Origin of the sequence: Aquitalea sp. FJL05 (assembly GCF_003852595.1) — a bacterium.
GTDB lineage: Bacteria > Pseudomonadota > Gammaproteobacteria > Burkholderiales > Chromobacteriaceae > Aquitalea > Aquitalea aquatilis.
In genome coordinates this window covers 94,164-107,102 of sequence record NZ_QAJS01000016.1, presented here as the reverse complement: position 1 = coordinate 107,102, position 12,939 = coordinate 94,164, and the positions used below count along the sequence as shown (strand labels likewise).

The 12,939-nt window shown below is 61.6% G+C and carries 13 protein-coding genes and 1 pseudogene; 6 read left to right on the top strand and 8 right to left on the bottom strand.

What is annotated here, in order from left to right:
* The first annotated feature begins 117 nt into the window (after window positions 1-117).
* Both DBR44_RS14365 and ubiA read left to right on the top strand, forming a co-directional pair.
* Window positions 118-639: a chorismate lyase gene (locus DBR44_RS14365; protein ID WP_233578578.1), complete on the top strand. Its 522-nt coding sequence runs from the start codon at window positions 118-120 to the stop codon at window positions 637-639.
* Window positions 636-1,508 (top strand): 4-hydroxybenzoate octaprenyltransferase, encoded by an 873-nt coding sequence (gene ubiA / locus DBR44_RS14360; RefSeq protein ID WP_124644709.1) that lies wholly within the window; start codon window positions 636-638, stop codon window positions 1,506-1,508. The genes DBR44_RS14365 and ubiA overlap by 4 nt, the downstream gene beginning before the upstream one ends.
* A gap of 573 nt (window positions 1,509-2,081) precedes the next feature.
* Here the strand turns inward: ubiA and DBR44_RS14355 are convergent.
* From DBR44_RS14355 to hda, 8 genes and pseudogenes are all read right to left on the bottom strand, one after another.
* A pseudogene (locus tag DBR44_RS14355) lies at window positions 2,082-3,151 on the bottom strand (IS30 family transposase).
* Window positions 3,135-3,335, bottom strand: coding sequence for a hypothetical protein (locus DBR44_RS19835; protein ID WP_233578576.1), 201 nt, complete (start codon window positions 3,333-3,335; stop codon window positions 3,135-3,137). Before DBR44_RS19835 ends, DBR44_RS14355 begins: the two are co-directional and overlap by 17 nt.
* 419 nt (window positions 3,336-3,754) lie before the next feature.
* Complete coding sequence (locus tag DBR44_RS14350) at window positions 3,755-4,189, bottom strand: hypothetical protein (protein WP_124644708.1); 435 nt, start codon at window positions 4,187-4,189, stop codon at window positions 3,755-3,757.
* Complete coding sequence (locus DBR44_RS14345; protein WP_124644707.1) at window positions 4,180-5,127, bottom strand: Nudix family hydrolase; 948 nt, start codon at window positions 5,125-5,127, stop codon at window positions 4,180-4,182. Before DBR44_RS14345 ends, DBR44_RS14350 begins: the two co-directional genes overlap by 10 nt.
* 34 nt (window positions 5,128-5,161) lie before the next feature.
* A complete protein-coding gene (locus DBR44_RS14340; protein WP_124644706.1) occupies window positions 5,162-6,040 on the bottom strand; it encodes a DMT family transporter in 879 nt (292 codons plus the stop codon).
* On the bottom strand, window positions 6,037-6,915 hold the full coding sequence (locus DBR44_RS14335) for an ATP-binding protein (protein WP_124644705.1): 879 nt from the start codon (window positions 6,913-6,915) through the stop codon (window positions 6,037-6,039). The genes DBR44_RS14340 and DBR44_RS14335 overlap by 4 nt, the downstream gene beginning before the upstream one ends.
* Before the next feature lie 67 nt (window positions 6,916-6,982).
* Window positions 6,983-7,669, bottom strand: a complete 687-nt coding sequence (locus DBR44_RS14330) for an HAD family phosphatase (RefSeq protein WP_124644704.1) — start codon at window positions 7,667-7,669, stop codon at window positions 6,983-6,985.
* Window positions 7,666-8,343: a DnaA regulatory inactivator Hda gene (hda, locus tag DBR44_RS14325; RefSeq protein WP_103524711.1), complete on the bottom strand. Its 678-nt coding sequence runs from the start codon at window positions 8,341-8,343 to the stop codon at window positions 7,666-7,668. Before hda ends, DBR44_RS14330 begins: the two co-directional genes overlap by 4 nt.
* A 303-nt stretch (window positions 8,344-8,646) precedes the next feature.
* On the opposite strand from hda, the gene purM reads away from it, so the two are divergent.
* The 4 genes from purM (at window position 8,647) to DBR44_RS14305 (ending at window position 12,843) form a co-directional block, all read left to right on the top strand.
* The gene (gene purM / locus DBR44_RS14320; protein ID WP_124644703.1) at window positions 8,647-9,684 is read left to right on the top strand and encodes a phosphoribosylformylglycinamidine cyclo-ligase; all 1,038 of its coding nucleotides are present in this window, start codon (window positions 8,647-8,649) and stop codon (window positions 9,682-9,684) included.
* An 88-nt stretch (window positions 9,685-9,772) separates the two neighbouring features.
* Window positions 9,773-10,402 carry a phosphoribosylglycinamide formyltransferase gene (gene purN / locus DBR44_RS14315; RefSeq protein WP_124644702.1) on the top strand — a complete coding sequence of 210 codons (630 nt, stop codon included), beginning with the start codon at window positions 9,773-9,775 and terminating at the stop codon, window positions 10,400-10,402.
* A 15-nt stretch (window positions 10,403-10,417) separates the two neighbouring features.
* Window positions 10,418-11,584 carry a DUF3108 domain-containing protein gene (locus DBR44_RS14310; protein ID WP_124644701.1) on the top strand — a complete coding sequence of 389 codons (1,167 nt, stop codon included), beginning with the start codon at window positions 10,418-10,420 and terminating at the stop codon, window positions 11,582-11,584.
* Between the two features lie 5 nt (window positions 11,585-11,589).
* The gene (locus DBR44_RS14305) at window positions 11,590-12,843 is read left to right on the top strand and encodes an RsmB/NOP family class I SAM-dependent RNA methyltransferase (RefSeq protein WP_199731067.1); all 1,254 of its coding nucleotides are present in this window, start codon (window positions 11,590-11,592) and stop codon (window positions 12,841-12,843) included.
* The last annotated feature ends 96 nt before the right edge of the window (window positions 12,844-12,939 follow it).

Genomic DNA, 12,939 nt, shown 5'->3' with positions numbered 1-12,939 from the left:
AATCGGGCTTTCATCATACCTGTGGCTGCTGCAGTGCGGTATAAACAGACAAGGCCATTGTCGTATTACTGTCAACAAACAGGACAAGCCTTAGCCGGCTTTGGCATAATGCGCGCCATGATTCAGGATACGCACTGGCTGCCGCAGCCCCCCGACCTTGCCCCCGCCCTGCTGGCTTGCGTCACCGAAGCCGGCTCGCTCACCGAGCGACTAATGGCCACCAGCCACCGCTTCGGTGTGCAGGTATTATCCCAAGGCGCAAGCAAGGCCCACCCGGACGAGATCGCCCTGCTTTCCCTGCCGGCAGACAGCATGCTGTATGCCCGCCATGTGCTGCTGACCCTGGACGACACCCCGGTGGTCTACGCCCGCAGCATCGCCCGGCTGGACTGCCCGGTATGGCAGCCCATCCTGGACCGTGGCAGCCGCTCGCTCGGACTCACCTTGTTTGGCGGCCTGCCGCAGCTGCAACGCGGCCCGCTGCACTATCAGCAACTGGATTCGGCCCACCCCTTGCACCAGGCCTGCCACAGCATGGCGGCCCACCTGCCGGCGCGCCGTTGCCGCTTTGCACTGGAACAGGCCCCGCTGGTGGTATGCGAGCTATTCCTGCCCGCCCTGGAGGATTTCATCCGATGAACACCGCCCTGCTCAAGGACCGCTACACCGTCTACAAGCAACTGATGCGCATGGACAAGCCCATCGGCACCCTGCTCTTGCTCTGGCCCACGCTGTGGGGGCTGTGGATTGCCGGTGACGGCAAGCCTGATCCCATGGTGGTGCTGATTTTCGTACTGGGTACTTTCCTGATGCGTTCGGCCGGCTGCGTCATCAACGACTATGCCGACCGCCACTACGACATGCACGTGGCACGCACCAGCCAACGCCCGTTTGCCCGTGGCGCGGTGACCGAGCGCGAAGCGCTGTGGCTGGCGCTGGCACTGGCCATCATCTCTTTCCTGCTGATCCTGCCGCTCAACAGCCTGACCTGGCTGATGAGTGTACCGGCAGTATTCGTGGCCGCCAGCTACCCCTTCACCAAACGCTTCTTCCCCATGCCGCAGGCCTATCTGGGCATCGCCTTCTCCTTCGGCATTCCCATGGCCTTTGCCGCGCTCACCAATCAGGTGCCGCTGCTGGCCTGGCTGCTGCTGCTGGCCAATGCCTTCTGGACCGTGGCCTACGACACCGCCTACGCAATGGCGGACAAGCCGGACGATCTGAAGATCGGCATCAAGACCTCGGCCATCACTTTTGGCGAGCACGACGTCACCGGCATCATGCTGTGCCACACGGTATTCGTGCTGATGATGGGCGGCATCGGCTGGCAGCTGGCACTGGGCTGGCCTTTCTTTGCCGCACTGGCCATCTGCCTGCTGCTGATCGGCAAACAGTACCGGGAAATCCGCACCCGCGACCGTGGCCTGTGTTTCAAGGCCTTTCTGGACAACAACCAAGTGGGTGCCGTGCTGATGGGCGGCATCGTGTTGAGTTATCTGTTGAAGTGATGGTGTAGCCGCCAGCCTACTTTTCCCGGCGCAGTGGCATCCGCTCCCGCGGATGATGGTTTGCATTGCCGCTTCCGTGCGGCGAACGGGAAAGAGGGCTTGCCTGGCCAAGCCCTCTTTCACCTCCAAGGCCACCCCACAAGCATGGCCTGCGGCTGCCCTCCGGGGCCTGACACTGCTGCGGCACGGCTGGAACTCGCGATTGGCTAACGTCCAATCGCTCAAACAGCCAGCCGCTTAAAACCGCAGCAGCGTCATCCGTCGGCATGCTTGACAGGGCCCATGGGTGGCGTCGGTGCTGTGGGAATATTTCGACAAAATGGAAGGCCGGATTTGCCATGAAAGGTGGTGGGGCTGAATTCACATCTGCTTGAGCGATAGCCCTAACAAATTCGGCGAGACCGAATCCCGTCAGCGCGAGCCGACGCAGACGTGCCGCACAGGGTGTTAAGCGGTCGGCTGTCCGCAGCGGCGCGACGTTAGCGCGCCGCAAGTTCCGGCCGCGCCCTGGGCGGGATGGCTGTGGCGGGATTTCGAAGCGCTGCGGGTCGCCTTTTCTTTGGGTCGGCGGTTTCAAACACCAAGTGCAACGGTGGTTGGAATCCTGATATCCAGATTGAAGCAACATTCCCAGAATGCTTCGCTTGGTTTCTTAAACCCGAGTGATTTGCGCGGCCGGTTATTCAGGCTCCAAGCGATCTGATCCAGTTCCTGTTGGGTAAACTGGCTTAAATCGGCTCCCTTGGGCAGGTACTCCCGCAACAGACCGTTGGTATTCTCATTGATCCCACGTTGCCAAGGACTGTGAGGATCGGCGAAGTAAATCTTCAATCCCGTCCGCTCTTCCAGCCTTTGGTGGTATGCCATCTCTTTACCCTGATCGTACGTCAGGGTCTTGCATAGCTCTTCATCGAATGGCGCGAAAGCGCGGGCAAAGCCCTCCAAGGCAGCCGCTGCAGTACAGCCCTCCATCTTCGCCAGTACAACCAGTAAGGTTTTGCGGCACACCAGGGTACCTACCGCGGAGCGGTTCCCAGCTCCCACCAGGAAATCACCTTCCCAGTGGCCAGGCAACAAGCGCTCATTAGCCTCCGGAGGTCGAACATGAATGCTGGCTACGTCCTGAAGCTGACCACGCCGATCTGTACCTCGCGTACGAGGCCGGCGAGCTCCTCGTCCCTGGCGCAAGAGCGCAACGAGTTCTCGACGCAAAGCCCCTTTGGGGGCAGCATAGATCGCGGATAAATGGTTTCGTGCGAGGCGTGCAAAGTCTGTTGTCCTGGGTAGTCCTGTTTTAGTCTGCCAGCGATTTGCTCGGGCGACCACCGATCCTCCAGCAGTGCACGAACCTTGGTCCATAACGGTCCCGCCGGATCCAGCTTTTTCACGCGTCGAACTTTGTATTTCAAGCGGCGAGCACGCTTTCCCGCTCGTAGTGCATCGTACCCGCCAGCTACGCGAGGGCGTCCGATTGGACCGATCTCATACGGTGGCTTATATCCATTACGACGCAGTTCTCGACAAATTGTGCTGGGTGCCCGGTGCAATGCCTTTGCAATAGCCCTGGCACTCTCTCCCTGCTGCTTCATTGCCATGATGAACCCGCGTTCTTCGGCACTTAGGTGCTCATAAGTTCTTTGCATGCAACAACTTAACCTTTAATCGGTTCGTGTTGCACTTAGCCCTTGAAACCGCCGTACTTTCTTTTTGGCGAAGCAAAAGAAAGTACCTCGCCAGCGGGGCGAGACCCGCGAAGTTGTTTTTTGTTTTGATCTTGGCAGCGATAACCCAGTGTGGGAATCCGCTCCCGCGGATGATGATTTGCATTGCCGCGTCCGTGCGACGTACGGGAAAGGGGCCTTTGTGTGGCCAAAGGCCCCTTTCATCCCCAAAGACCACCCCACAAGCATGGCCTGCGGCTGCCCGACAGGTCCCGACCGGTGCGAGGCACGCCTGAACTCGCGATTGTCTAACGTCCAATCGCTCAAACAGCCAGCCGCTTAAAACCGCAGCAGCGTCACCCGTCGGCATGCTTGACGGGGCCCATGGGTGGCCTTGGTTCGGTGGAGAAGAATGGATATTTGGCTGGGTCGTTGCGGTGGAAATTAATCGCCATCTGGTGCAGCCCATCACTGGGCACATATTCAGCAATTCATTTCCAGCATTGCTACCAAAACAGCCCCATCCACACACGGTCAACAAAAAAGGCCCCTTCCGGAGCCTTGTTGCGTTGACCAGCAACCGCGCTACTGCGTCTGGAAGGGCAGGCTGTAAGCCTTGTCACCCAGATGCAGGGTGGCCGTCCAGTGGCGGCTACCGGTGGCACAGACCGGCAGGGTGATGCGCGCCTGCCAGTCCGAGCCATCGGCCACAAAGCGATAGCGGTTGAAACCCATGTCCATGTCAGCCATGGCGAATTCCACCGCGGGCTGCTCTACCTGTACCCCTTCCAGCCGTAGCGTAAAGGGCTTGCCGTTTTCCGGCGGGCTGACAAAGTACAAGCTGCCGCCATCCGGCAGCGCGCAGCGCCCCTGGCCAATATTGCAGGCCAGCAGTTGCGGCACCACGGGCTGATTCTTGTGCTGCACATACCACCACACCAGCCCGCCCTTGATGGCAGCCAGCAGCAGCAGGGCGCTGCCGATCAGCAGCAGTTTTTTCTGTTGGGCGTTCATTTGCATTGCCAGGCTCCCCGCATCAGTGCCACTCCATGCGCACCATGCTGACGCGCGGTTTCAATCACCCCGGCCTGCAAGCCGCCCAGCGCATAGACCGGCAGCGGAATGCCACCAGCCAGTACGCTGGCAAAGCCGTCCCAGCCCAGCGGCGTGACGCCAGGGTGGCTGGCCGTCGGCTGAACATGCCCCAGCAGGGCGTAATCCAGCGCCAGTTCTCCGGCGCGGTGCAATTCGGCAGCCGTGTGCACCGAGGCACCCACCCAGGCGAAATCGGGCCGTTGTGTCAGATGAGCCAGCCGGCCGGCATTCAGGTGCACGCCGTCCACCGGCCAGCCCTGCAGCCAGTCCGGGTCGGCATTCACCACTACCTTGCCACCACGCTCATGCACGATGGCGGCCACTTCGCTGGCAAACGCCTGCAGTTGCTGGCGGTCCATGTCCGGCTCACGCACCTGTACCAGACCATGGGCCGGGCCGCTGGCCAGTGCTTGCAACTGGGCGGCCACACCCAGTTCATGGGCGCAAGTGATGGCATAGACGGCAGGCAGTTGCAGGGATTTGAGAATGGGGCCATTGGCCGGCAGCATGGGCGCTACGCTGGTCTGGCCCGGCTGCTGCCAGGCAAACTGCTGGCTCTCTTGCGGCTGTGGCTCGCCCTGCCAGTCCCATACGCGGAAAAAGCGCAAATGTACCGAGGCATGCTCGTAGTGATGCACCCGTGTCAGCCAGGGTGTGGCCTGGGTCACGGTGATGGCCATTTCCTCCTGCAGCTCGCGCACCAGCGCCTCTACCGCGTTTTCGCCCGGTTCTACCTTGCCGCCGGGGAACTCCCAGTAGCCGGCATAAGGCTTGCCCTGCGGCCGGCTGCCCAGCATGAAACTGCCATCCGGGCGCATCAGCACGCCGGCCACCACTTCGATGATCTTGTTATCAGAATGCATGATTTGTCTTGTCAGCCATTGTCCTAGTCGGCCTTTAGTGCTTCGCCCTGGCCACCACCACACCGCTGGCGATAATCAAGGCCCCGCCCAGCCAGGTGCTCATACCCGGCATTTCGGCAAAGAAAAAATACCCCAGCGCCGCCGCCCACAGCAGGATGCTGTACTCCAGCGGTGCCACCGCCGATAGCGGCACATCGCGCAGCGACAGGGCATTGACGAAGTTGGCCAGACCACCGCTCAAGCCCAGCAACAGCAGTACCAGCCAGTCGGCCAGCCCCGGCCACTGCCAGTCACCGCCCATACTCATGCCGCTGAACAACAGCATGATCAGCGTACCCAGCATGGCAATGGTGGCCGGGCTGTCGGTGGCCGACAGCTGACGGGTCAGCAGCGTAGCCAGGGCATAGGACAAAGCCGATGCCACCGCCAGCAGGCTGTAGGCATTGAACTGCAGGCCGGACAGGCCACACACCACCATCACCCCGATCAGCCCCAGGCCTACCGCCAGCCATTGCTGCCGCCCCACCTGCTCACCCAGCCAGAACAAGCCCAGCAGCAGCATGAATATCGGGTTGGCCAGGGTAATCACCGTCACCGTAGCCAGCGGCAAATGGCGCAAGGCCATGAAGAAAGTCACGATGGTCACCATCACCACCACCCCGCGCAGCAGGTGCCGCCACGGGTGGGCGGTAGCCAGCAGGCGCGCTGGCGCACTGCTGTGGCGCAGCCCCAGCACCAGCAAAATGGGCAGGGCAAACAACGAGCGGAAAAAGATGATCTCCCCCACCGGATAGCCATGGGTCAACCACTTGGCACTGGCATCCATTACCGCCAGCAGAAAAATGGCCAGGCTGTACAGCAGGATGCCGCGTGTCCGGTGCGGCGGCGTGGCCGCCACGCTGGCTACACTCACTTGCCCAGCTCCGCCTTGCGCTCGCGCGCGCTGCGGCCGGCCCAGTCATTGGCAAACTGCCAGGCCACCCGGCCAGAACGGCTGGCACGCAGCTGGCTCCATTGCAGGGCGGCACGTTCGGTCTCTTTATCCATGGGCAGGGCAAAGTGCTCCAGCCAGGTTTTGACGGCGGCGAGGTAAGCGTCCTGATCAAAGGGATAAAACGATAGCCACAGGCCGAAGCGGTCGGACAGCGACACCTTTTCCTCGATGGCTTCACCCGGATGGATTTCGCCATCGCTGACCCAGCCTTCGCGGTTTTCGCTGTGTTTTTCCGGCATCAGGTGGCGGCGGTTGGAGGTGGCATACACCAGCATGTTTTCCGCCCGGCGCGCCAGGCCGCCATCCAGCGCCGTTTTCAGTGCCTTGTAGGCATCATCACCATCCTCGAAGGACAGATCATCGCAAAACAGGATGTAGCGTTCCTTGCGCCCGGCCACCAGTGTCATGATCTGGGCCAGATCGGACAGATGATCCTTGTCCACCTCGATGATGCGCAGGCCCTTGTCGGCGAACTCCGGCAGCAAGGCCTTCACCAGCGAAGACTTGCCGGTGCCGCGCGCGCCGGTCAGCAGCACATTGTTGGCAGGACGGCCCTTGACGAACTGGCGGGTATTGCGCACCAGCAACTTGAGCTGATTGTCGATATGGGTCAGCCGGGCCAGCGGCAGGGTGTGCGGCTCGTTGACGCCCTCCAGCCAGCCGGCCATGCCCTGACGCCGCCAGCGATAGGCCGGCGCAGTCCAGTCCGGCTCGGGCCGGGCCGGCGGCAACAAGGGTTCGAGACGGGCCAGCAGGGCTTCGGCGCGGGCAAGAAAGGCTTCCAGTTGCTGCATGTCGTTCTCCGGGCAAAAAAACAGGCTGGCACTGCGGCCAACCTGTGCGGACGGGATGATGGCAGGCTCAGCCGCGCAGGCTGATCACCGGCCAGCCCTGCTCTTTGGCATGCTGGCGCAGGGTGTCGTCCGGGTCTACCGCCACCGGATTGCTGACGATGGACAACAGCGGCAGGTCGTTGTGCGAATCGCTGTAGAAAAAGCTGCGAGCAAAGCTGGCCATGGACAGGCCACGCTCGGCCAGCCACATTTCCAGCCGGGTGATCTTGCCAGCCTGAAAGCTGGGCACGCCGGTGTGCTTGCCGGTGTAGCGGCCATCGGCAGTCTGTTCCAGCTCAATGGCAATCAGGTGTTCCGCATCAACGCCCAGCTCGGCCGCGATGGGGCCGGTAATGAAACGGTTGGTGGCGGTGATGATCAGGACTTCATCGCCCTGTTGGCGGTGCAGGTTGAGCAGGTCGCGCGCCGCCTGCGGAATGATGGGGCGGATGTGCTCATCCATATAAGCGGCATGCAGGGCAGCCAGCTCGGTATTGTCGTAACGGGTCAGCGGTTCCAGCGCAAATTCCAGGTATTCGCCGATATTCAGCGTGCCGGACTTGTACTGTTCGTAAAAATGATTGTTGCGGTGGTCGTAGTAGGCCTGGTCGACAATGCCGCGCTTGATCAGGAAACGCGGCCATTCGAAATCGGAGTCGCCGATCAGCAGGGTATTGTCCAGATCAAACAGGGCCAGATTGCGTGCTTGGGTCATGTGTCGGAAGAACTCGCGGTTTGCAAAACGTTTTTCACCAGCGGCACGGTGATGGGGCGGCGCAGCGCCAGCGAATAGCGGTCCAGCATGTCCAGCATGCCGATCAGGCTGGACAGGTCGCGCCGCCAGTGGGTAAGCAGGTAACGGAAGACATCGTCGGCAATCGCCAGCTGGCGGTTGGCGGCATGGGTGCGCAGCGCGGCCAGCTTGTCGTCGTCGGACAGGGCTTTTACTTCCAGCACCAGTCCCCAGCCCAGCCGGGTACGCAGATCGTCGCGCACGGCAGCGGCCATCGGCGGCTTGCGCCCGGCCATCAGCAGCCGGCCCTCGCCACTTTCCTTCAGCGAGTTATAAAAGGAGAACAGGGTGATCTGGTCGTCCGGGGCCAGGTCGTCGACATGGTCCACCGCGATGAAGCTGGCTTCGCGGGCGAAATCGGGCAGATGCTCGTTCTGGCCATCCAGATAGATGGAGGCGCGCCCCAGCCGCTCGGCGTGGGCGATCCAGGCTTGCAACAGGTGGGTTTTGCCACTGCCGGGTTCGCCCCACAGATAGATGAAGCGCTCGCCATCCTCCGCCGTGAGGGCGGTAATCACCTCGCGGTTGCGCTGAGCCAGAAAATTGTCGAAGGCCGGCAGCGGAGTGGGGGTCAGGTCTAGTACTAGCTGGTCCAAGAGTAAGGTCGTGTGGGCCGATTGAAGTCAGAGCGTGATTTTACGCCGAGATGGCCTGTTGGCGAAACCGCTGCATGCCATTAGTTTGCCGATTCCAGGCGGATAAAAGCGTGTCACAGCAGCCCGGCACAGCATGGCAGGCCCTGCACCGGGGCAGGCCCGGGCAGCCGCCACGACGCTTTCTGCTGCGGCATTGCAAATTAAGCGCGGCTTTCTGACAGAAATTCAGTTAAAATACAGTGCTTTCGCATCAGCGAAAGCTTGACGTGAAAATACTTCAAGTTAGCAGAAAGCGAGTTTACCTTGAGCACCCAGTCCCTCAGTTACCGTGATGCAGGCGTGGATATCGACGCCGGCGACGCGCTCGTCGAAAACATCAAGCCCTATGCCAAGCGCACCATGCGCCCGGAAGTTCTCGGTGGTATCGGCGGTTTCGGCGCACTGGTGGAAATTTCCAAAAAGTACAAAGAGCCCGTCCTGGTATCCGGCACCGATGGCGTGGGCACCAAGCTGAAACTCGCCTTTGACTGGAATCGCCACGACACCGTCGGTATCGATCTGGTGGCCATGAGCGTGAACGACATCCTGGTTCAGGGTGCCGAGCCGCTGTTCTTTCTGGATTACTTCGCCTGCGGCAAGCTGGACGTACCGCAAGCCACCGACGTCATCAAGGGCATTGCCGCTGGCTGCGAACAAGCCGGTTGTGCACTGATCGGCGGCGAAACCGCCGAAATGCCGGGCATGTACCCGGTGGGCGAATATGATCTGGCCGGCTTTGCTGTCGGCGTGGTGGAAAAGAGCCAGGTGATCACCGGCCGTACCATCGTCCCGGGCGACGTGGTGCTGGGTCTGGGTTCCAACGGTGTGCATTCCAACGGTTACAGCCTAGTACGCAAGATCATCGACCGTGCCCAGCCGGACCTGGACGCCGCCTTTGATGGCGACAAGAGCCTGCGCGATGCGGTGATTGCCCCCACCCGCATCTACGTGAAGCCCCTGCTCAAGCTGATGCAGACCCTGCCGGTAAAAGGCATGGCCCACATCACCGGCGGCGGCATCACCGAAAACACCCCGCGCGTGCTGCCGGACAATGTCGTGGCCCAACTGGACGCAGGCAGCTGGGAGCTGCCCAAGCTGTTCCAGTGGCTGCAAAAAGAAGGCAATGTCGACAGCCAGGAAATGTACCGTACGTTTAACTGCGGCATCGGCATGGTGGTGATCGTGGCCGAAGAGCACGTCGCAGCTGCCACCGCCCTGCTGCAGCAGGAAGGCGAAACCGTACACCGCCTGGGCAGCGTACGCGCCCGCAACGGTGACGAACACCAGACCCAGATTTCCTGAGTCAGGCAGTGACACCGAACGGCGCCGCTAGCATTGCTGGCGGCGCTTGTTTTTTTACCGGCGACATCCCGCAGCCAATAGTGCAACCATGAAAAATATCGTCATCCTGATTTCCGGTCGTGGCTCCAATATGCAGGCCATTGTCGAGGCCAATATTCCGGCCGCGCGCATCGCCGCAGTGGTAGCGAACCGCCCCGACGCCGCCGGCCTCGCCTGGGCGGCAGCGCGTGGCATCGCCACCGCCGTGGTGGATCACAAGCAGTTTGCCAGCCGCGAAGCATTTGATGCACAGCTGGCGCAAGTGATAGACGGCTATCAGCCCGATCTGGTGGTGCTGGCCGGCTTCATGCGCATCCTGACGGCAGACTTCACCCGCCGCTACGAAGGCCGCATGTTGAATATCCACCCCTCGCTCCTGCCGGCCTTTCCCGGTTTACATACCCATGCACGGGCACTGGAAATGGGCTGCAAGGTGGCGGGCTGCACCGTACACTTCGTCACCGCCGAGCTGGACCACGGCCCCATCGTGGCGCAAGGCGTGGTGACACTGCAGGACAACGACACCCCGGACAGCGTGGCCGGCCGGGTATTGCAGCTGGAACACCAGCTCTACCCGGATGCCGTACGCCGCTTCGTGGCTGGCGAGCTGAAGATTGTCGATGGCAAGGTGGCATCACCTGCCCAGCCGGCCGCCAGCCTGCTGGCACCTGCGCCCTGAGTTGTCGGTCACGGCATGAAATCATCGCTGCGGATATTCATCCTGGCCCTGCTAGCTTCCCTGCTGCTGCATGTGGCCATGCTGGGTTCCGGCCTGCTGCCGGAAACAGCGATTGAATTGCCGCCCGATCAGGCCCTGCGCAAGATCGATGTAAAAATGCAGGCGCTACAACTGGAGCAAGCCGCGCCGCCGGCCACACCGACCGCCAGACTGCTGCCCAGCGGGCCGGCAACAGCGGCGGCAGCGCACAAGACAAAACGCAAACGTGATGCCTCGGCCGCCCACGCCAAAGCCAAGCAACACCCGCCAGCCGCGGCAGAGCAAGCGGCCGAGACGGAAGACGCCAGCCAGCCGGTGGCCGAACAGGCCAATCATCACCAGCCAGTGGCTGCCAGTGAGCCGGCAGCGGCCCATGCCGAGAAGACGGACAAGGCTGAACAGCATGAACGCGCAGTCGAAGCCAGCACGCCGGCCGCCAACGTAGCAGACAGGCCGGCTGGTTACCTGTCGCCGGCAACCGCCCTGCACCGCTTCCCGGCGCAGGCCAAGCTGGGCTACCAGACCTTCTATAACGGAGCGATAGTCGGCACCGGAAGCCTGAACTGGCAACATGGCCCGAACAGTTATACGCTGGAGATTCGCTTCAACCCGGTTATCGGCGGGAATCGGCGCTATCTTTCACAAGGGCAGTTAAACCAGCACGGCCTGCAGCCCGATAGCCTGCAAGCCTGGGTAGGTCAGGAAGCCAAGGAGTCCGCCCGCTTTGACTGGGCAGGCGGCACACTGCACTTTGGTGATCAGGGCGACAAGGAAATCGCCCTGCGCGCCGGTGCACAAGATGTATTCAGCCTGGCTTTCCAGCTGGGGCTGAAGGGCGGCCAGCTTGGCTCCGCCCCGTTACAGATCACCACCGGGAAAAAGGTCTACGACTATCCGATGACCCCCAGTGGAGAAACCGATTACGACACCGGCTCCGGCAAGATCCGGGTGATAGTGTTCCGCGCCAAGGGCGAGGATGACATCACCGAATTCTGGCTGGCTCCGGATTTCGCCAACCTGCCGGTGCGCATTTCGCGCACCGACAAGAGCAAACGGGTAGAACTGCGCGCCGTGCTGATCAATATTGACGGCACCGAGCAATGGCGCCTGCCCGCTCGCCCCATGACCCGGAATAATCATTAATGAATATCAGCCATAGCCAACTGAAACATATCGAAAACGTCATCGGCCAGATGATCCGCTTTGACCGTCCGGCCGACGCCGTGCTGTCGGCCTACTTCCGTGAAAACGTGAAGCTGGGTTCCAACGACCGCCACCTGATCGCCGAAACTGCCTTTGGCTGCCTGCGCCGCCTGATCCAGTTCCGCGCGCTGATCGCCCCGGAAAAGGCCAGCCCGCGCCGGCTGGCCATGGTGGCACTGATGCGCCTGCAAAAACTCAATATCAAGGAACTGGCCGACTCCACCAGCGCCGGTGAGCGCGAATGGCTGGGCAGCGTCAAGGGCAAGCAACTGGACGACAACCTGTCCATCGCCGCCGAACTGCCGGAATGGGTGATCGAACGTCTGGCAGAACAAGACCCCAAGGACGTGCTGGCACTGGGCCTGGGCCTGATGGAGCCGGCCCCGCTGGATCTGCGCGTCAACACCATGAAGATGAAGCGCGACGAAGTGATGGACCGCCTGCGCGCCGACGGCATGCCCTGCGAAGCGACGCCCTACTCGCCCATCGGCATCCGCCTGCAAGACAAACCGGCACTGTCCAAGTATGAGCTGTTCAAATCCGGCGTCATCGAAGTACAGGACGAAGGCAGCCAGCTGCTGGGCCTGATTACCGGTGCCCGCCGTGGCGAAATGGTGGTGGATTTCTGCGCCGGAGCCGGTGGCAAGACCCTGCTGCTGGGCAACCAGATGGCCTCCAGCGGCCGTCTGTACGCCTTCGACGTGTCGGAAAAGCGCCTGGCCAACCTCAAGCCGCGCCTGGCCCGCTCCGGCCTGTCCAATGTGCACCCGCAACTGCTGGCACATGAAAACGACAGCAAGGTAAAACGCCTGGCTGGCAAGGCCGACCGCGTGTTGGTGGATGCCCCCTGCTCCGGCCTGGGCACCCTGCGCCGCAACCCCGACCTGAAATTCCGCCAGAGCCCGGAAAGCGTGGCCGAACTGAACGTGAAGCAGACGGCCATTCTCGCTTCTGCGGCCCGGCTGGTGAAAGTGGGCGGCCGCCTGGTGTACGCCACCTGCAGCCTGCTGCCGCAGGAAAACCGCGACATCGTCGAAGCCTTCCTGACCGCCCACCCGGATTTTGTCCTGCTGCCGATGGATGAAGCGCTGGCCGAACAGAAGATTCCGCTGCAAATTGGCGACTATCTGGAATTGAAGCCGCACCTGCATAATTCCGATGGTTTCTTCGCTGCGGTTCTGGTCAGGAAAGGTAATTGACCTTATCATCGAGTATTAGCAAAGTCGAAAATACCGTTTCATCTCGAATGATTCGCCACACGGCTTTGCTGCTCTCTCGATAAACCGCCACGGAGT

What these genes read in the sequence shown, in the direction of transcription:
- DBR44_RS14345 (WP_124644707.1), bottom strand. Translation starts at nt 5,127, where the DNA reads ATGCATTCTGATAACAAGATCATCGAAGTGGTGGCCGGCGTGCTGATG.
- DBR44_RS14335 (WP_124644705.1), bottom strand. Translation starts at nt 6,915, where the DNA reads ATGCAGCAACTGGAAGCCTTTCTTGCCCGCGCCGAAGCCCTGCTGGCC.
- DBR44_RS14310 (WP_124644701.1), top strand. Translation starts at nt 10,418, where the DNA reads ATGAAATCATCGCTGCGGATATTCATCCTGGCCCTGCTAGCTTCCCTG.
- DBR44_RS14330 (WP_124644704.1), bottom strand. Translation starts at nt 7,669, where the DNA reads ATGACCCAAGCACGCAATCTGGCCCTGTTTGATCTGGACAATACCCTG.
- DBR44_RS14365 (WP_233578578.1), top strand. Translation starts at nt 118, where the DNA reads ATGATTCAGGATACGCACTGGCTGCCGCAGCCCCCCGACCTTGCCCCC.
- DBR44_RS14350 (WP_124644708.1), bottom strand. Translation starts at nt 4,189, where the DNA reads ATGCAAATGAACGCCCAACAGAAAAAACTGCTGCTGATCGGCAGCGCC.
- DBR44_RS19835 (WP_233578576.1), bottom strand. Translation starts at nt 3,335, where the DNA reads ATGCAAATCATCATCCGCGGGAGCGGATTCCCACACTGGGTTATCGCT.
- purN (WP_124644702.1), top strand. Translation starts at nt 9,773, where the DNA reads ATGAAAAATATCGTCATCCTGATTTCCGGTCGTGGCTCCAATATGCAG.
- ubiA (WP_124644709.1), top strand. Translation starts at nt 636, where the DNA reads ATGAACACCGCCCTGCTCAAGGACCGCTACACCGTCTACAAGCAACTG.